The 17,825-nt window shown below is 60.8% G+C and carries 18 protein-coding genes; 12 read left to right on the top strand and 6 right to left on the bottom strand.

Features of this window, described 5'->3' with window-relative positions; genetic code table 11:
• Positions 1-278: 278 nt before the first annotated feature.
• From ASF70_RS22595 to prmB, 5 genes are all read left to right on the top strand, one after another.
• On the top strand, positions 279-896 hold the full coding sequence (locus ASF70_RS22595; RefSeq protein ID WP_062455789.1) for a 50S ribosomal protein L25/general stress protein Ctc: 618 nt from the start codon (positions 279-281) through the stop codon (positions 894-896).
• A gap of 219 nt (positions 897-1,115) precedes the next feature.
• Positions 1,116-3,500, top strand: a complete 2,385-nt coding sequence (locus ASF70_RS22590; protein WP_062582956.1) for an EAL domain-containing protein — start codon at positions 1,116-1,118, stop codon at positions 3,498-3,500.
• 28 nt (positions 3,501-3,528) lie between these two features.
• On the top strand, positions 3,529-4,293 hold the full coding sequence (locus ASF70_RS22585) for a transporter substrate-binding domain-containing protein (RefSeq protein ID WP_244474107.1): 765 nt from the start codon (positions 3,529-3,531) through the stop codon (positions 4,291-4,293).
• Between the two features lie 108 nt (positions 4,294-4,401).
• Positions 4,402-5,130, top strand: a complete 729-nt coding sequence (gene pth / locus ASF70_RS22580; RefSeq protein WP_062455780.1) for an aminoacyl-tRNA hydrolase — start codon at positions 4,402-4,404, stop codon at positions 5,128-5,130.
• A 1-nt stretch (position 5,131) separates the two neighbouring features.
• Positions 5,132-6,061 carry a 50S ribosomal protein L3 N(5)-glutamine methyltransferase gene (prmB, locus tag ASF70_RS22575; protein ID WP_062582954.1) on the top strand — a complete coding sequence of 310 codons (930 nt, stop codon included), beginning with the start codon at positions 5,132-5,134 and terminating at the stop codon, positions 6,059-6,061.
• Positions 6,062-6,073: 12 nt separating this feature from the next.
• Here prmB and clpS read toward each other — a convergent pair whose 3' ends face one another.
• Complete coding sequence (clpS, locus tag ASF70_RS22570) at positions 6,074-6,382, bottom strand: ATP-dependent Clp protease adapter ClpS (protein ID WP_062455774.1); 309 nt, start codon at positions 6,380-6,382, stop codon at positions 6,074-6,076.
• Positions 6,383-6,664: 282 nt separating this feature from the next.
• Between clpS and ychF the strand changes: the two genes are divergently transcribed.
• Genes ychF through ASF70_RS22555 form a run of 3 tightly spaced genes read left to right on the top strand, consistent with a single transcriptional unit; the run spans position 6,665 to position 8,730 of the window.
• Positions 6,665-7,768: a redox-regulated ATPase YchF gene (ychF, locus tag ASF70_RS22565; protein ID WP_062582952.1), complete on the top strand. Its 1,104-nt coding sequence runs from the start codon at positions 6,665-6,667 to the stop codon at positions 7,766-7,768.
• Between the two features lie 27 nt (positions 7,769-7,795).
• A complete protein-coding gene (locus tag ASF70_RS22560) occupies positions 7,796-8,266 on the top strand; it encodes a MaoC family dehydratase (protein WP_062582950.1) in 471 nt (156 codons plus the stop codon).
• Positions 8,263-8,730, top strand: a complete 468-nt coding sequence (locus tag ASF70_RS22555; RefSeq protein ID WP_062582948.1) for a MaoC family dehydratase — start codon at positions 8,263-8,265, stop codon at positions 8,728-8,730. Before ASF70_RS22560 ends, ASF70_RS22555 begins: the two co-directional genes overlap by 4 nt.
• Before the next feature lie 5 nt (positions 8,731-8,735).
• Here ASF70_RS22555 and ASF70_RS22550 read toward each other — a convergent pair whose 3' ends face one another.
• Positions 8,736-9,350, bottom strand: a complete 615-nt coding sequence (locus ASF70_RS22550; RefSeq protein ID WP_062455763.1) for a LysE family translocator — start codon at positions 9,348-9,350, stop codon at positions 8,736-8,738.
• A gap of 101 nt (positions 9,351-9,451) precedes the next feature.
• Positions 9,452-9,994: an adenine phosphoribosyltransferase gene (locus ASF70_RS22545; RefSeq protein ID WP_062455760.1), complete on the bottom strand. Its 543-nt coding sequence runs from the start codon at positions 9,992-9,994 to the stop codon at positions 9,452-9,454.
• Between the two features lie 438 nt (positions 9,995-10,432).
• Here ASF70_RS22545 and ASF70_RS22540 point away from each other — a divergent pair, with 438 nt between their 5' ends.
• The 4 genes from ASF70_RS22540 (at position 10,433) to ASF70_RS22525 (ending at position 14,845) form a co-directional block, all read left to right on the top strand.
• Positions 10,433-10,930, top strand: a complete 498-nt coding sequence (locus ASF70_RS22540) for a spore coat protein U domain-containing protein (protein ID WP_062582946.1) — start codon at positions 10,433-10,435, stop codon at positions 10,928-10,930.
• A gap of 65 nt (positions 10,931-10,995) precedes the next feature.
• Positions 10,996-11,424: a fimbria/pilus periplasmic chaperone gene (locus ASF70_RS22535; protein ID WP_062582943.1), complete on the top strand. Its 429-nt coding sequence runs from the start codon at positions 10,996-10,998 to the stop codon at positions 11,422-11,424.
• A gap of 12 nt (positions 11,425-11,436) precedes the next feature.
• A complete protein-coding gene (locus tag ASF70_RS22530) occupies positions 11,437-13,890 on the top strand; it encodes a fimbria/pilus outer membrane usher protein (RefSeq protein WP_062582942.1) in 2,454 nt (817 codons plus the stop codon).
• Positions 13,871-14,845, top strand: a complete 975-nt coding sequence (locus ASF70_RS22525; RefSeq protein ID WP_062582940.1) for a spore coat protein U domain-containing protein — start codon at positions 13,871-13,873, stop codon at positions 14,843-14,845. Before ASF70_RS22530 ends, ASF70_RS22525 begins: the two co-directional genes overlap by 20 nt.
• Before the next feature lie 83 nt (positions 14,846-14,928).
• On the opposite strand, the gene ASF70_RS22520 is transcribed toward ASF70_RS22525, so the two are convergent.
• The 3 genes from ASF70_RS22520 to petA are packed head-to-tail and all read right to left on the bottom strand — an operon-like array spanning position 14,929 to position 17,744.
• Positions 14,929-15,828, bottom strand: coding sequence for a cytochrome c1 (locus tag ASF70_RS22520; RefSeq protein WP_062455745.1), 900 nt, complete (start codon positions 15,826-15,828; stop codon positions 14,929-14,931).
• Positions 15,829-15,850: 22 nt separating this feature from the next.
• Positions 15,851-17,140, bottom strand: a complete 1,290-nt coding sequence (locus tag ASF70_RS22515) for a cytochrome b N-terminal domain-containing protein (RefSeq protein WP_062455743.1) — start codon at positions 17,138-17,140, stop codon at positions 15,851-15,853.
• 13 nt (positions 17,141-17,153) lie between these two features.
• On the bottom strand, positions 17,154-17,744 hold the full coding sequence (gene petA / locus ASF70_RS22510) for a ubiquinol-cytochrome c reductase iron-sulfur subunit (protein ID WP_062582935.1): 591 nt from the start codon (positions 17,742-17,744) through the stop codon (positions 17,154-17,156).
• Positions 17,745-17,825 lie beyond the last annotated feature (81 nt).

The raw sequence follows: 17,825 nt of genomic DNA, 5'->3' as shown, positions 1-17,825 counted from the left end.
AATTTCGAATGAACGTCATTAATGGATGGCAAAACGGCACATACCGGAAGTTTCATATTGGCCACGCAGGTATCTGGCGGTAGGTAACGACGACGACCGGTTTGCAGAGCCAACCACGCCGCAGATCCCTTGCGTCTCCTGCCCTGATGGACTATAGGGACCCCGTCCGCGTAGACACCCTTGGAGGCAACGCGGATGGAGAGCGTCGGACGATGCCCTCCGGTTTGACGCGGCACTGTCCGCGAAGAACTCTCCAAACAACCTCGAAAGGAATTGCCATGAGCAAGGAAACTTACGTGCTCAAGGCCGAGGCGCGCGAACGGGTCGGTAAGGGGTCCTCCCGTGAACTTCGCCGCAACGGTTTTATCCCTGCAGTCATCTATGGTGACAAGCAGGCTCCTCTGTCGATCGTGCTCAACACGAACGAAGTCACGAAGCGCATTCACGCTGGCGGTTTCATGACCACCATCGCGACGATCGAATTCGACGGCAAGAAGATCCAGGTCCTCCCGAAGGACTACCAGCTGGATCCGGTCCGCGACTTCACCATGCATGTCGACTTCCTGCGCGTTTCGGCCAAGACTGAAGTCAACGTCGAAGTACCGGTACACTTCGAAAACGAAGACAAGTCGGCCATCAAGCAGGGCGCCGTTCTGAACATCGTCCGTCACACGGTCGAGTTCCATTGCCCGGCCGACCAGATCCCGGAATTCATCACGGTTGATCTGACCGACGCCAAGATCGGCGACAGCCTCCACATCTCGGCCGTTAAGCTGCCGAAGGGCGTGACACCTGTCATCACCGACCGCGACTTCACCATCGCGACGATCGTTGCACCTGCTGCAGGCGTCGAAGAAGAAGAAGCGACTGAGACTGCGGCTCCTGAAGCCGAATAAGACATTTTCGTCTTGTCTTTCTGAGAGCCCGCCTTCCACCGAAGGCGGGCTTTTACGTTTTCCGGTCAGGATTACGTAACCCTCTTTAAGATCCGCTTCGCTTTACTCTTCCCGGCTTCAGTAAAGCTTAATCAATGGCTGGAATTATCCGGCCAATTACTGTGTTGGGGAACACGCAGTCGGCGGCTAACACCGACTACAAGCAGGCGGGGAATACGGGTGGCTCATTCCGTTGAGAGTCGGTTCATAGCCATTATCTCGGGCGCGCTTCTGGCCGTCGTCGTGCCGTTGTTCACGCTGCTTTTGGCGTTGTCATCGCAGCAGGCGGTTCGGGCGCTCGAAGAGCATGTCGACATCGTTCTGGCGACGAACTCGCAAGCGCTTGCCAAGCCCCTCTGGGATCTCGATACCGAAAGCGTTCACCAGATCGCCGTCGCCATGGTGAAAGATCCGACCATCTACGCGGTTCGCGTCACCGACACGACGGGCAAACTGAATATATCGGAAGTCACGCCGCAAGAGATATCCCTGAGCGACCTGACGATCCGCTCACAGCCCATCACCTACATGTCGAACTACGGCGCTCGCGTTGTCGGTAAGGTCAGCGTCAGCATCCCGACAATCGGCTGGTTCTCGAAGCTTCACGAATTCGAGTTCGCCTTCATCTCGATCTTCATCATCGCCATCCTGACCGTGTTCGGCGCCGCCATTCTCGGCAACCGCGTGATGGTGATCAAACCTCTTCTGCGTTTGACCGCCGCAATCGAAGCGACCCGTCGCCTCGGTTCTCGTCACCATGTCGACTGGCGCTCCACCGATGAAATGGGACGCCTGGCCAAGAGCTTCAACGAGATGCAGACCCTTCTTGAACACGAGGAGCGCGAGCTGAAGCTGGCACATCGCAAGACGACGCAGACCTACAATCTCACGCCGGCCATGCTGTTTTCGCTCGACGCCGACGACAGGATCGCCGCCGTCAGCGACTACTGGCTCGTTGCGACCGGGTACAGCCGATCTGACATATTGAACCTGCCCTTCTGCGAACTGGTGATGCCGGAAGACCGCAGCCTCTACCACAACAGGAAATCGCAGGTGCGATCGCGCGGACCGGCGTTCGAAGTCACCGTGCGCTTCATCTGTCAGTCCGGCAAGACGATGAACGTCCTCATCGCGGAGACCGAACTCGGTTCCGCGGGCGACGGCGAGACCGGCTCGCTGAGCGTGATGACCGACGTCACCGAGCTCAAGCAGTCAGAAATCCGCAACTATCAGCAGGCCATTTCCGATCACCTGACCGGTCTTCTCAACCGTCAGGGGTTCGAGGCGGCGCTTGAGCAGAAAATCATCGAGGCGGATCGCAACGGAACCGACATCGCCTGTCTGTTCGTCGATCTCGATCGGTTCAAATCGATCAACGACAATCTCGGTCATGCGGCCGGCGATCTCGTGCTCGGCCAGTTCGTCGAGCGGATGCTGCCGCTTTTGGGCGACCACGACGCGGCATCGCGCCTGGGCGGCGACGAGTTTGCCATTCTTCTGTGTGGCGAGGGGTCGGAACGGCGCGGCACCGAGCTGTGCCAGAGAATCGTCGAGTTCTTTGACGTTCCATTCCGTATCGAGACCAACAGTGTGCGCCTTAGCGCCAGTATCGGCCTTGCCTTCTACCCTGCCCATGCCGCAAGCGGCGCCGAGCTTCTACAGAAGTCGGATCTGGCCATGTATGCCCGCAAGCGCGACGGCAAGAACGGTGCGCAGGTCTATAATTCGGCCATCCTCGACAAGACGCGGGAACGTGCCGAAATCGAAACCGACATCGAAGCAGCGCTTGCCGCCAACTGGTTCGAAGCGCATCTCCAGCCGATCGTGGATATCAGGACCGGCGCCTGCAACGGCTTTGAAGCGCTCATGCGCATGCGCCATCCGCGCAAGGGGCTTGTCCCTCCGGGCGCAATCGTCAGCGTCGCCGAGGAAACCGGTACGATTGGCCAGATCGGCAATCTCATCCTTGAGGACGCCGTCGCCAATCTTGCCCGCATCTCCCGGATACCGGGCATGTCTGACACCTATGTCGCCGTCAACGTATCGCCGCTGCAATTCGATGCGAGCCTTCCCGTCAAGCTGTCAACCTTGCTCGGCCGCTACGCAATCCGCCCGTCCCGACTGGTCATCGAGATCACGGAGGCCGTGCTGATGCATGACAATCCGGAAATCCGCAGGCTGCTCGACGAGATCCGCAACATCGGTTGCCGCATCGCGCTTGACGACTTCGGAACCGGCTATTCCTCGCTCAGCTATCTCAGCCGTTTCCCGGTCGATATCGTCAAGATCGACCAATCCTTTATCCGGTCTCTCAACAATGGCGACGATGATATCGATCGTCGAAACAAGATGCTGATCGAAGGCATTGCCGCGATCTCGCACAAGATGAACTGCCATGTCGTCGCCGAAGGCGTCGAAACCGAATATCAGCGTTCGACACTCATCGACATGGGCATCGAATACGCTCAGGGTTACTACTTCGCACGACCGCAAGCGATCGGCGATGTCCTTAAGATGTTGAACGCCGACCGAAGCGGCGACCGAATTGATTCTATTGCAAGCTGAAATCCCGGCCCTCGATGTGGAGCAGCAGATGTCCTCGATCAGGTGTGGCATGACAAGCGCAGCACTCGTCGTGCTTGCTCTCGCTGCAACAATCGGACCGTGGTCTTGCCTGCAGGCGCATGCCGCAGACAGGCTCCAGCTCAAGACAGAGCCCTATGCACCCTTCAGCTACCGTGATCAGAACGGTCGCTATGGCGGCGCAGGCATAGACCAGATCGATGTCATCATGCGGCAAGCGCAGATACCCTATGACGTTGAGATGATCCCTTGGGCGCGCGCCATCGCGCTCGCCGAGACCGAGCCGATGACCTGCGCCTTCTCGGCAGCGCAGACAGCGGACCGCAAGCCGCGGTTCAAATGGGTCATGACGATCTCAGTAAACCATACGATCCTGGTCAAGCGGGCGGGCTCGTCGATCCACGCCACGACGCTCGATGAGGCGAAGAGCTTTCTGATCGGAACCCATCGGCTCGATTTCACCGAAGACCTTCTGAAATCGATGGGATTTGCGAACCTCGATCTCAGCGCCGATTTCGACACGTCGCTGCGCAAGCTCGTCCGGGGCCGGATCGACATGATGCCCATGTCGGAAGGCGTCTATCAGAGGCTGAAGAACAATGGCACCGACGTCGAGAGGGTGGTTCCCCTCTCCGAGGAGAAGCTCGGCATTGCCTGTCAGAAAACAGTCCCGGACGCCTTGATCGCTAAAATGCAGTCCGCACTCGACAGCATGATCCGCGATGGCCGCCAGGACACGATCTACCGGCGCTACGGCCTCAAGGCCGAACACTGAGCAAGCGATCAGCGGTGCCAATCAGTCGGCAGGGACGAAACCGGGTTGACTTCCGTTCCGTTTCGGGGTGGTGAGACCACATCCTGTACGAAAATTCGGACGCACTTTATGTTGATCATTGCGGGTCTCGGCAATCCCGGCAGCAAGTACTCCGGCAATCGCCACAATATCGGCTTCATGGCGCTCGACGCCATCCAGCGGCGGCCGGGCTTTTCGCCATGGGCAAAGAAGTTCAAGGCCCTCATTTCCGAGGGCGAGCTTGCCGGCGACAAGGTTCTGCTGATCAAGCCGCAGACCTACATGAACCTGTCGGGCGAAGCGGTCGGCGAAGCCATGCGCTTCTACAAGCTCGGCCCCGAAAACATCATCGCGATCTATGATGAACTCGATCTGGCGCCCGGCAAGGCGCGCATCAAGACGGCTGGCGGCCATGGCGGCCACAACGGCATCAAGTCGCTCGACGCCCATTGTGGCAAGGATTACCGCCGCCTGCGGCTCGGCATCGGCCATCCCGGCGCCAAGGAATTCGTCAACAACCACGTGCTCGGCGATTTCGACAAGCTGGATCAGGCCTGGTTGCCGCAGCTTCTCGATGCGCTCGCCGACAATGCCGAAATGCTGGTGAAGGGCGAGGATTCACAGCTGATGAACAAGCTGGCCCTTGCCGTCGGCAGCCAGCCGGACGAGGACGAAAAGCCGAAGCCCACCCCGAAGGCGCCAAAACCAGCGGGCAAGAGCCATATCCACCAGGCGCGCGGCGGCATGAAACCGAACATCCCGGCCACCGGCCCGATGGCCGACATGCTGAAGAAACTGTTCGGCGACAAGGACAAGTAAGATGACACCAGATATGACCGCTCTCACGACCGAACTCGTCACGCTGCGCGATTACTGGCGCTATGCAATCTCGCGCTTCAACGCCGCCAATCTTTCCTTTGGCCACGGCACCACGACGGCCGGCGACGACGCGGCCTTTCTGCTGCTCGATACGCTCGACCTGCCGATCGACGCACTCGATCCCTTCCTCGACGCGCGCCTCCTGCCGGCCGAGCGCAGGCTTCTCGCAGAGCGTATCGAGGCCCGCGTCACGACCCGTAAACCGTCGTCCTATCTCACCGGCCGCGCCTATATCCAGGGTGTGCGGTTTCTGGTCGACGAGCGGGTCATCGTGCCACGCTCGCATATCGGCGAGATCCTGTTTCGCGAATATCTCGGCCCGAACGGATCGTCCTTCCTGCCCGACCAGATGATGGTCGAGAGCGCTGTGGACATCTGCACCGGCTCCGGCTGCCTCGCGGTATTGGCCGCCAAATTCTTTCCCAACGCCGCCGTCGATGCGGTGGATCTGTCGGCCGACGCGCTGGAAGTGGCAAAGCTGAACCTTAGGGAACATGAGGTCGAACAGCAGGTGAGCCTGCATCAGGGCGATCTCTTCCAGCCGCTCGCAGGCCGGAAATACGACCTGATCATCACCAACCCGCCCTATGTCGATCACGACGCGATGGATGGTTTCCCGGCGGAATTCCGTGCCGAGCCTTCGATGGCGTTCGATGGCGGTGTTGATGGTCTCGATCTGGTGCGGACATTGCTGGCAGACGCCGCAAACCACCTCAATCCCGAAGGCGGCATGATCTGCGAGATCGGCTCCGGCCGTGAAATCCTCGAGGAGGAATTTCCGGGTCTCGACTTCGTCTGGCTGGAAACCGAGGAATCGCAGGACGCGGTGTTCTGGATCTCCGCCGAAGCTCTCGGCGTCACCGCGGCGTGAGCGGACGACCGGCTATTCTTCAGGCTCGGTCGTGAACATCAGCGGAAAACCGGCTTCCTTGGCGAGATCGATCGCCTCGGTGGCCTTGGTCTCGGCAATATCCTTGGTGCAGACAACCACGACCGCCACACCCATCTGGTGGGCGGTCATCATCACCCGCCGGCCCGTATCCTCGCTCATCCGGAACACGGCTTTCAGAACCATGGTCACGAATTCGCGCGGCGTATAATCGTCGTTGACGAGCATAACCTTGTAGAGCTTCGGCCGCTCCAGCTTGGGCTTTGTCGTCGTCTTCGGCGTGAGGGTGGTGTCTCCGGCCATCCGCATCTCCTGATGACGTTCGCCATGCTCAAACAGCAATGATTGTATGCTGGCTATATCGCACCGACGGGTCGGAAATTCAAGCAACTGCGGTGATTTGCCCGATTGGGACCGGTGGGTCTGATTTGTGTTTGCATCGCAAGCCGACGTCTCGTTTCCGAATTCTGTTTTGCGTCGTTACCAGCTCCGACGACCTCCCTCACCCCGCCAACCCTTGACCGCCCGGCCTGTTTCCCCCATAGCCACGGCAACGAACAATTCTAGTCAGACGGGGTCCGTCCCATGGGTTTCAAATGCGGTATCGTCGGCCTGCCGAATGTCGGCAAGTCCACGCTCTTTAACGCTCTCACCAAGACTGCAGCGGCGCAGGCTGCCAACTATCCGTTCTGCACGATCGAGCCGAACACCGGCGAAGTCGCGGTTCCGGATCCGCGCATGCAGCAGCTGGCCACCATCGCCGGCTCCAAGGAAATCATTCCGACCCGTATCTCCTTCGTCGATATCGCCGGCCTCGTGCGCGGCGCCTCGAAGGGTGAAGGTCTCGGCAACAAGTTCCTCGCCAATATCCGCGAAGTCGATGCTGTCGTGCACGTGCTGCGCTGCTTCGAAGACGACGACATTACCCATGTCGAAGGCCGCATCAACCCGGTCGGCGATGCCGAGACGATCGAGACCGAGCTGATGCTCGCCGACCTCGAAAGCCTGGAACGCCGCGTCGAGCAGACCCGCAAGCGCGCCAAGACCAACGACAAGGAATCCGTGGCCCAGCTGCCGGTCATGGAAGCCGTCATCAAGCTTCTCAACGACGGAAAGCCTGCCCGCATTCTTCTGAAGACGCTGGCAGCCGACGACATCGAGATCTTGAAGGCTCTAAACCTCCTGACCTCGCATCCCGTCCTCTACGTCTGCAACGTCGCCGAAAGCGATGCCGTCGACGGCAACGAGCACACCAGGGCCGTGGCCGCGATGGCCAAGGAACAGGGTGCCGAATGCGTCATCATCTCGGCCGCCATCGAGTCCGAAGTCGCGCAGCTGCCGGAAGACGAAGCCAAGGAATTCCTCTCGGCGCTCGGCCTTGAAGAAGCAGGTCTCGATCGCCTTATCCGCGCCGGTTACAACCTCCTTCACCTGATCACCTATTTCACGGTCGGCCCCAAGGAAACCCGCGCCTGGACGATCGTCCGCGGCACCAAGGCCCCGGCCGCTGCCGGCGTTATCCATACGGATTTCGAACGCGGCTTCATCCGCGCCTTCACCATCGGCTTTGATGACTACGTCGCCTTCAAGGGCGAAGTCGGCGCCAAGGAAGCTGGCAAGGGCCGCGACGAAGGCAAGGAATATGTCGTAAACGATGGCGACGTGATCCACTTCCGCTTCAACACCTGATCGGGACACCGCGGAGGCGCGAACGTGATGACGGAAATCGAATATCACTTCGAGGACTTCACCCCGGAACGCACCTTCCCGCTTGCGGATAAGCTTGTCACGGCCGAGGAAATCGTCGAGTTCGCTGCCGAATTCGACCCTCAGCCGATGCATCTCGATGAAGCCGCCGGACGTGCCAGCATTCTCGGCGGTCTCTCGGCGTCCGGCTGGCATACATCGTCGATGTTCATGCGGATGATGTATGACGGCTGGCTGTCGCGCGCAGCGTCCGAAGGCTCGCCCGGCATCGAACTGATGGAATGGAAAAAGCCGGTCCTCGCCGGCGACACGCTGTCCGGCCGCTCCACCGTGGCCTCGACCCGCCTGCTCCGCTCCCGCCCGGGCATCGGCCTCGTCAACTTCCTGCACGAAGTCACCAATCAGCAAGGCCAGATCGTCATGCGCGGTGAAAACCCGATCATGATCCGGCTCCGAAACGCGGCCGAGGTCACGCCATGAGGCTGATCGAACTCTCTCCCCCCGGCACGCGGATCGAAACCGGCACGCTGCTCTTCACCCCTGAAGACATCATCCGCTTCGCCCGGAAATTCGATCCGCAACCCTTCCATGTGGATGCGGAAGCCGCCAAGGATTACGTCTTCGGCGGGCTCTGCGCCTCCGGCTGGCACACCTGCGCCGGTTGGATGAAGACGTTCATGGCCTATTGGACAGCGGAAGTCGCACGCCTCGAAGCCGCCGGCCTCGTCGCCCCCAAACTCGGCCCTTCCGCCGGCTTCAAGTCGCTGCAATGGCTGAAACCCGTCTATGCCGGCGACAGCATCACCTATTCCGTGACCCTGATCGAATCGCGCCCGCTCGGAAGCCGCCCCGGCACCTTCATCAACCTGACGGAAAATGACGGCGTCAACCAGCACGGCGAGACGGTGATGCGCTACGAAGGCACCGTTCTCGAATTCACCTGACACCACTATCGCACGGCAACAGCAGCAACGCCCGCCCCCACCATCACCGCTCCGCAGCCCCGGTTGACGCGCCGCAGAACCGCTGGGCGCTTCAGTGCTGCCCTCGCCCGCCCGGCAAGAACCACGTGGCCGCCGATCACCAGAACCTCGACGGCGACGATGACAAGCGCCAAAACGCCGGCCTGCTCCATCGTGAGATTGGGTCCAACGACGTTGGGCAGGAGCGCTATGTAAAAGAGCGGCATTTTCGGATTGCCGAGATTGAGAAGGACACCGGTCGCAAATGTCGCCACCAGCCCCGACCGGCCCGTTACCACGGCATGATCGGCCGGAACCGGCTCGGCAAACCACAACCGCACGCCCATCCAGACCAGATAGGCAGCCCCGGCATAGCGCAGCACCGTCATTGCCATGCCCAGCTCCTCCGCCACCAGCGACAGGCCGAACACGGCGAGGAACAGAAAGATCAGGATGCCGGTGACCGTTCCGGCTCCGTAGGCGATACCGGCGGCCGCACCGTGCGACACCGTACGGGCCATGATCGTCACATTGTCGGGTCCGGGACTTGCCGCGAAAACCAGAAACGCGGCGGCAAAGGCAGTCAGGCTTGCGATATCCATGGCCGTCTCCCCGAGGCTCCGGTCAAGTCCGGAACGGGTGAAGGATATCGCCTCCGCCGCCGGTCGCAATCCTCAAAACCGGCGGCATTTGGGAATTTTCTTCAGTGCCCTTCGAACTCGATCAGCGTACGCACTTCGACGCCGAGGGCTTCCAGCTTCTTGCGGCCGCCGAGTTCCGGCAGATCGATGACGAAACAGGCGGATACGATCTCCGCACCCATCTGGCGCAGCAGCTTTACCGCTCCTTCGGCCGTGCCGCCGGTCGCGATCAGGTCGTCGGTCAGGATGACTTTCTCGCCGGGCTTGACGGCGTCCACGTGCATTTCCATCTCGTCGACGCCGTATTCGAGGCTGTAGGCCACGCGAACGGTCTCGTGCGGCAGCTTGCCCTTCTTGCGGATCGGCACGAACCCTGCCGAGAGCTGGTGCGCTAGTGCACCACCGAGAATAAAGCCACGCGCCTCGATACCGGCCACCTGGGCGATGGACATGTCGGCATAAGGTTTCACCAGATCGTCCACCGCCTGGCGGAACGCCTTGGCATCGCCAAGCAGCGTCGTGATGTCGCGAAAGATGATACCTGGTTTCGGGTAATCACGGATGGCACGGATGGAGGCGGCGAGTGTGTCGTCACGGGAGGACATTGGGGCGGGAGCCTTGTTTGTTGTTCGTTGCTAAAGGAAAGCAATAGGCAGCTGCGGTCGACATTGTCCAGATCAAACCGCGCACTACCCGCCGACCCAACAGTGCCCCCCAGCGACGCATTCTCGTCCGCCGTCTCTTCAACCAAAACCGATCTGAGTATTAACCGCAATTGATACCTGCACTCTCGACATTCCGCCATCCATTAGAAATCACGAATAAGTAAACTGTCGCCCGGCCCTCGCCTTAGGCGCTGGCTCGTTTGAATGCGGAAGATTGATTTTTCCGATTCATCATCACTTTATGTGATTTAGAGTAAATTAGTTACTTGTGAAAGAAACGGCATTAATGTTTCGTTAACAAATTGGACCGCAGTCTAGGGTTGGCAACATTGCCAATTTCTATCAAAGCGCGAATGATCGCGCCCATTGAGGTCCTTCATGACGAAGACAATACTCGCGACGATTTTCGCCGCTACAGCCCTTTCCCTGACGTCCAGCGCCGCATTTGCCCAGACACTGGATGCCAACATGGATGTCTCCATGACCGTGGCTGCCGAATGCACGCTGGCCACTGATCCGGTAGCCTTCGGCAATCAGGCCCTGATCGATGTAGCCGTCGAGGTCCCCGGAAACATGACCGTGCAATGCACGGCGAATGCGCCCTATCAGATACAGCTCGGTGTCGGCAATGGCGCCCTGGCAACCGTTGAAACCCGCTTTATGACAGGCGTAGCCAACGGTGGTCTGGCGACCTATACGGTTCACCAGGGCTTGGCGACCGGCCCGATCTGGGGCGCCACCCTCGGTACGAACACGCTTGACGGCACCGCGACTGGCGGAGCAGACGTCATTCCGTTCACGGCAGTGCTTGCAGCGAACCAGAGCGTCCAGGCTGATACCTACGCCGACGTCTTGATCGCAACGATCAACTACTAAGCACGAAGCTTGCGGCAAGCTCCGGCGGCGCGGCGTGTCGCTAACCTGAAAATAAGGATGACAAGATGATCTCCATGCGCTTCATGGCAGCGAGCCTATTCGCATGCCTGATAGCCGGCGGTGCCGGAGCAGCTGCTTTGAGGGTTTCTCCGATCACTTTGGATCTGAAAGCCTCTTCCCCCACGGGAACGGTTCGGGTGTGGGAAGACGGGTTGCGGCCGGTCAAGGTGCAGGTGCGGGTTTTTCGCTGGACGAAGGTCAATGGTAGGGATCGCCTCGATCCCACCACGGACGTGGTTGCCAGCCCCCCGGTCACCACGCTGAAACCTGGCACTGAGAACTCGATCAGAGTTGTCCGTGTCAGCAAGAAGCCGATTGTCGGAACAGAGTCCTACCGGCTTCCGATCGATCAGCTGCCCGAGGCCGGGCGAAAGACCCCCGGTCAGGTCAGCGTCATGATCCGGCATTCGATCCCCGTTCGGTTTACCGACTAGGGGGTCGGTCGCATGGCGCGTCAGACAGCCCTGCTCCTGGCGCGCTTGTGCCTCGCCGTCCTCGTCCTGCCGATCGCAGGTCATGCGGCATCCGGGGATCCGTCTCCGGGTGCCGATCTGGCGGCCGACGCCGATCCTTTTGACGTCCCTGCGGCCACCGATACGGGCGGGCCGAGCGACCTCTATCTGTCCGTATCGATCAACGGCGTAAAGACCAATCTCGTTGCCGCCTTCCGGCAGGCACCGGACGGATCCCTCTCGATCGATATCGAGCAGCTGCGCAATATCGGCATCAAGCCCGCCAAGACGGCAATCGGCGCCGATGGCCGCGTGACGATCGATCAGCTACCATCAGTCACCTTCGTCTACGACGATCTGCAGCAAACGATCGATTTTACCGCATCGAACGGCGAACGCGCGCCAAAAATCATCGACGCCAAGGCGCGGCGCGGCGGTGCGCCGAAGAGACCGAGACTGAAGGCGCAATCCTCGTCCGGTGCACTCCTCAACTACAATATCGTCGCGTCTTCCGACAATTCCGAAAAGGATTCGCGGTTCGGCTTCACCGGTGTGAGCGGCGCTTTCGAAGCCCTGTATTTCAGCCCGCTGGGCGTCCTCAGCAATACATTTATCGCCAGCACCTCGGACGATACATACTACGGCTCGACGCGCCTGGACACGACCTGGCGCTATTCGGATCAGGACTCGATGATCACCTACAGCGCCGGTGACGTCATCACCGGCGGCCTGAACTGGACGCGCCCGACCCGTCTTGGAGGCCTGCAGGTGCAACGCAGCTTCTCGCTCAGATCCGACCTCGTCACCTTTCCCGTGCCGGAACTGTCGGCAAGCGCTGCCGTGCCTTCCACCGTCGATGTCTATCTCAATGATGCCAAGCGCTTTTCCAGTTCGGTCGGCGCAGGTCCGTTCGACATCACCAACCTGCCCTTCGTCGACGGAAGCGGCAATGCCCGGGTTGTCGTCACCGACGCTCAAGGGCAGCAGGTGTCGACCGAAAGCAGCTTCATCGCGTCCAGTCAGATGCTCGCCCGCGGGCTTTACGATTTCTCCGCCGAGCTGGGCTTTGCGCGACACGGCTACGGGATCGACTCGAATGACTACGATTCACGCCCTTACGGATCGGCGACCCTGCGCACCGGCGTGACCAACTGGCTGACGATGGAAGGCCATGCCGAGGGCGGCGAGGATCTCGTCCATGGCGGTGTCGGCGCGGTGTTCGCTGCCCCTTGGAGTGGCGTCATATCGCTCTCGGGCGCTGGCAGCTATCACGACGGTGCAATAGGCGAGCAGGTTGGCATGACTTGGGAGAGACAGATGCGGGGCTTTCACCTCAGAGCCCGCATGCAGCGCAGCTTCGGCAGTTTTCAGGACATTGCCTCGGTCACGGCCGACAAGCGCAGCTCCACCGACGGGATCTTGCTCGGATCAGCGGCGCCGCCCAAGGCGCTCGACCAGGTATCCCTGTCGGTCCCAACGCCTTTCGACCGATCGAACCTGAACTTCAGCTTCACCAATGCCGAGACCGCAGAAGGTGACCGGCAGCGTATCCTCGGCCTTTCCTACAGCCGCCCGGTGTTCAATGACAGCACATTTTCCGTGTCCGCGATCAAGAGCCTGACCGACGGCACTGTCGGAATCTATGCGAGCCTCTTCGTCCCGATCGGCAAGCGGATCTCGGCCACCACATCGGTAGCATCGCAGTCAGACGAAACCAGCGTGACGCAGACGGTCAGCCGCACGCTGGGTCAGCAGATCGGCGACTACGGCTGGAGCGTTGGCCGGACGCAGTCGGAAAACGCGATCAACTCGGCAGCCGTCAGCTACCGCGCTTCGGCGGCAAAAGTGGCGGCGCGCGTCGACCAACGCGGCAGCAAGACAAGGGCCAGTGTGACCGTTGATGGAGCTCTGGTCGCGGCCGGAGGCGGCGTCTTCGCGTCCAACCGCATCAACGACGCGTTCGCCATCGTCGATGCAGGCGCGCCCGGCGTCGAGGTCCAGCATGAGAACAGACCAGCCGGCCGCACAAACAGCGGCGGCAAGCTGCTCCTTCCGAACCTGCGCTCCTATCAGGAAAACCACATTGCGATCGACCCCGAGGATCTGCCGCTCGACGCCGTCGTCAACACCACCCGCACCGTCGTGGTGCCGGCCGACCGATCGGGGATCGTCGTCAACTTCGAGGTCGACGTCGATGCGAACGCCGCACTGGTGACCTTCTCCGGACCGGACGGAAAACCCATCGCAGTCGGCGCCAGCGGCACGACGAAGACCGGATCGGAACCTTTCGTCGTCGGCTATGACGGCCAGACGCTCGTGGAAAATCTGAAAGCCAGCAACCGCCTCACCCTGACGCTGCCGGATGAGACCACCTGCGTGGCAACCTTCCAATACAAGCCCCAGCGGGGCAAACAGGTGAGTATTACCGATGCGATATGCCAGCCTTAAGCGCCTCAGAACGCTTCTTCTCCAGGCCGGGATCGGCCTGCTCCTCTATGGAGCCGGCGACGCCGCGGCCGCAAGCTGTACCGTCGACATCGATTCCGCCAACTTCGGCAATGTCGATACGCTCTCGGGCGTGTCCGCCGATGCGACGGCGCAGGTTTCGATCAGTTGCAGCGGCGTCAGCGCCAACGCAACCGCGGTCACGCTCTGCGGCAATCTCGGCAGCGGTAGCGGTGGCACATCCGGCGGGACCCGCATCATGCGATCGGGCGCGAACGAGCTCGGCTACCAGCTCTACGCCGACGCCGGCCGCGCGACCCGCTGGGGTTCGTATGACGATACGACACTCGGCCAGCCACGGACGATCCGCATCGCCGCATCTGATGGTGAGGCCAATGGCGCCGTGACGCTTTACGGAGGGCTGTCTGCCGGCCAGACGAGCGCTGGCACCGGCACCTACCTCTCCTCCTTCGCCACCGGCGAGGTGCGGTTCTACTACGAAGAGGGAAGCACCCTCGACTGCGCGGCACCGACCTCGGCGACACTGGCGCAGGCAAGCTTTACCGTCCAGGCAACCGTTGCGGCAAACTGCCTGATCGCCGTTTCGAACCTAGATTTCGGTCTTCACGGCCTGATCGATTCCGAAGTGACCGCGAGCGGCGGGGTCGACGTCACCTGCACGCCGAACTCAACCTACAGCATCGCCATGGATGGCGGCCTGGCTGCGGCCACCAACCCGGAACAACGGTTAATGCGCTCCGGCACGAACACGATCGCCTACGGCCTTTACGCCGATCAGGCCCATTCTCGACCTTGGGGTGCGACAGGTAGCGCACTGGTCTCCGGCACGGGGGCCGGCGCTGTGCAGTCGATACCGGTCTTTGGCCGCGTCGCTCCGCAACCGGCAGCCGCCGGCAACTACACCGACACGGTGATCGTCACGGTCACCTATTTCTGATCACTGCCGGGACCTTTGAGCGGCCAGCCGCAAGACAACAAAAAAGGCGGCCGAAGCCGCTTTTTCCATGAAGACCTTAAATATCAATGCGGCTTGCGGGCATAGACCGATTTCTTGGTCAGATAGATCAGCCCGGTAAAGATCACCAGGAAGATCATCACCATGAAACCGGTGCGCTTGCGCTCTTCCAGATGCGGCTCGGCAGTAAACATCAGGAACGCGGCGACGTCCTTCGAATACTGATCCACCGTCTGCGGCGTACCGTCGTCATAGCTCACCTGATCATTGCTGATCGGCGGGGCCATGGCGAGCGCTGAGGCATTGGCAAAGTACGGATTGTAGTGCGTCCCCGGTGCGACTTCCACGCCCGGAGGCGGATCCTGGTAGCCGGTCAGCAGCGCGTGGATATAGTCCGGGCCGCCTTCCTGGTACTGGGTAAAGATGTCGAACACGAACTGCGGGAAGCCGCGGGTGATGCCGCGCGCCTTGGCAAGCAACGACATATCCGGCGGTGCAGCACCGTTATTGGCCGCCGCCGCTGCCTGGGCGTTCGGATAGGGCGACGGAAAGTGGTCCGATGGTACGGCCTTGCGGGTAAACATCTCGCCGTCGTCGTTTGGACCGTCCTGCACCTCGTAATTGGCCGCAAGCGCCTTCACCTGACCGTCCGAATAGCCGAGATCCTCAAGCGTGCGGAACGACACGAGCCGCATCGAATGGCAGGCGGAACAGACTTCCGTATAGACCTTGAGGCCGCGCTGCAGCTGGCCCTTGTCGTAGTGGCCGAAGGGACCGGCAAAGGTCCAGTCCACAGGTTCCGGATGACGCAGCGGATAATGCGGCGTGCCGCCTTCCGCATGGTCACCGCCGCCGCCACCGGCTGTGCCGGCGCCGACGTCATGCTTTTCCTGCGCGCTCAACGAACCCATGGTGAGGCCGAGTGCCAGGGTGAGCGAAGCGAGGCCGAGTGTGATCTTCTTCATGTATGTCTCCTCCCGCCTGCGCTCAGGCATTTGCCTGAGCGGCCGCGACGCCGGCATTGGCTGTTCTGCCCTGTTTCTCCAGCACCGCTTCCGTGATCGAATTCGGAATGCGGCGTGGTGTCTCGAACAGGCCGAGCAGCGGCATGATCACGAGGAAGAAGCCGAAATAGTAGGCCGTCCCGATCTGCGACAGCACGACGAAAATGCCTTCCGCCGGCTGTGATCCGAGCCAGCCGAGCAGGATCGCGTTGACGACGAAGATCCAGTAGAACGTCTTGTACCAGGGCCGGTACACGGCCGAGCGCACCTTCGACGTATCGAGCCATGGCACGAAGAACAGGATGATGATCGCACCGAACATCACCAGCACGCCGCCGAGCTTCGAGTCGATAAACAGGAAGTTGAAGGTGATCGCGCGCAGCATCGCGTAGAATGGCAGGTAGTACCATTCGGGCACGATATGTGCCGGGGTCTTCAATGCATCGGCCGGGATGTAGTTATCAGGATGGCCGAGATAGTTCGGCATGTAGAAGATGAACCAGGCATAGACGATCAGGAACACCGAAACGCCGAGCGCATCCTTGAGCGTCGCATAAGGTGTGAACGGCACCGTATCCGTCTTCGTCTTGATCTCGACTCCGGTCGGGTTGGTCTGGCCGGTCACATGCAGTGCCCATATGTGCAGGATGACGACGCCCGTTATCATGAACGGCAGCAGGTAATGCAGCGAGAAGAAGCGGTTGAGCGTCGGCTGGTCGACGGCAAAGCCGCCGAGCAGGAACTGCTGTATCCATTCACCCACCAGCGGGAAAGCCGAGAAGAAGCCGGTGATGACGGTGGCACCCCAGAACGACATCTGTCCCCAGGGCAGAACGTAGCCCATGAAGCCGGTCGCCATCATCAGGAGATAGATGACGACGCCGAGGATCCAAAGGATTTCGCGCGGCGCCTTGTAGGAACCGTAGTAGAGACCGCGTCCGATATGCAGGTAGACGGCGATAAAGAAGAACGACGCGCCGTTGGCGTGCATGTAGCGCAGCAGCCAACCATGGTTGACGTCGCGCATGATCTTCTCGACCGAGTCGAACGCGTCGACTGTCGATGCGGTGTAATGCATGGCCAGCACGACGCCGGTCAGGATCTGTACGATCAGCATGACCGCAAGCATGGCGCCGAACGTATAGGCGTAGTTGAGGTTTCTCGGCACCGGAAACGAGATGAAACTGTCATGGATCAGACGCGGCAGCGGCAGCCGCTGGTCGACCCATTTTTCAATGCCGGTGGATGGCTGGTAGGACGAATGATCGCTCATGAGAATGCTCCCCTCACCCGATCCGGATCACGGTATCCGACGCAAATGCGAACGTCGGGATGGCCAGGTTTTGCGGAGCAGGTCCCTTACGGATACGGCCTGCCGTATCGTAGTGCGACCCATGACACGGACAGAACCACCCGCCGAAGTCCCCGGACTGACCGAGCGGCACGCAACCCAGATGGGTGCAGGAGCCGATCATCACGATCCAGTTTTCCTTGCCGGCGCCGGCAGAACGATCGACGCCCGATGCTTCCGCATCGGCCGGCAGGTTGGCATTGCGTGCCACCGGATCCTTGAGCGCGGCAAGCTCGACCTTGTTGGCCTCTTCGAGTTCCTTCGGCGTCCGGTTGCGGATGAACACCGGCTTGCCCCGCCATTTGACGGTGAGCGACATACCCGGCTCAAGAGCTGCGACATTCACTTCGATCGATGCGAGCGCAAGCGTCGATGCATCAGGCCGCATCTGGTCGATGAACGGCCAGGCAACAGCCGCGACGCCCACGGCGCCAGCCATGCCGGTAGTCAAATATAGGAAATCGCGCCGCGTGGGTTCACCCGAATGGGGCTCCACGCGTGCACTATGCGTATCGTGCTCGCTCACGGTCAGTCATCCTCTCACGCTCCAGCGGATAAATCCGCATCGCTCCTCCGCGCGGCTCCCCCGACACACTCATGCCTTGGG

Source organism: Rhizobium sp. Leaf321 (assembly GCF_001423215.1).
Lineage (GTDB): Bacteria > Pseudomonadota > Alphaproteobacteria > Rhizobiales > Rhizobiaceae > Neorhizobium > Neorhizobium soli.
Note: the sequence above shows the minus strand (reverse complement) of the source record. Positions and strands in the feature narration are given on the sequence as shown.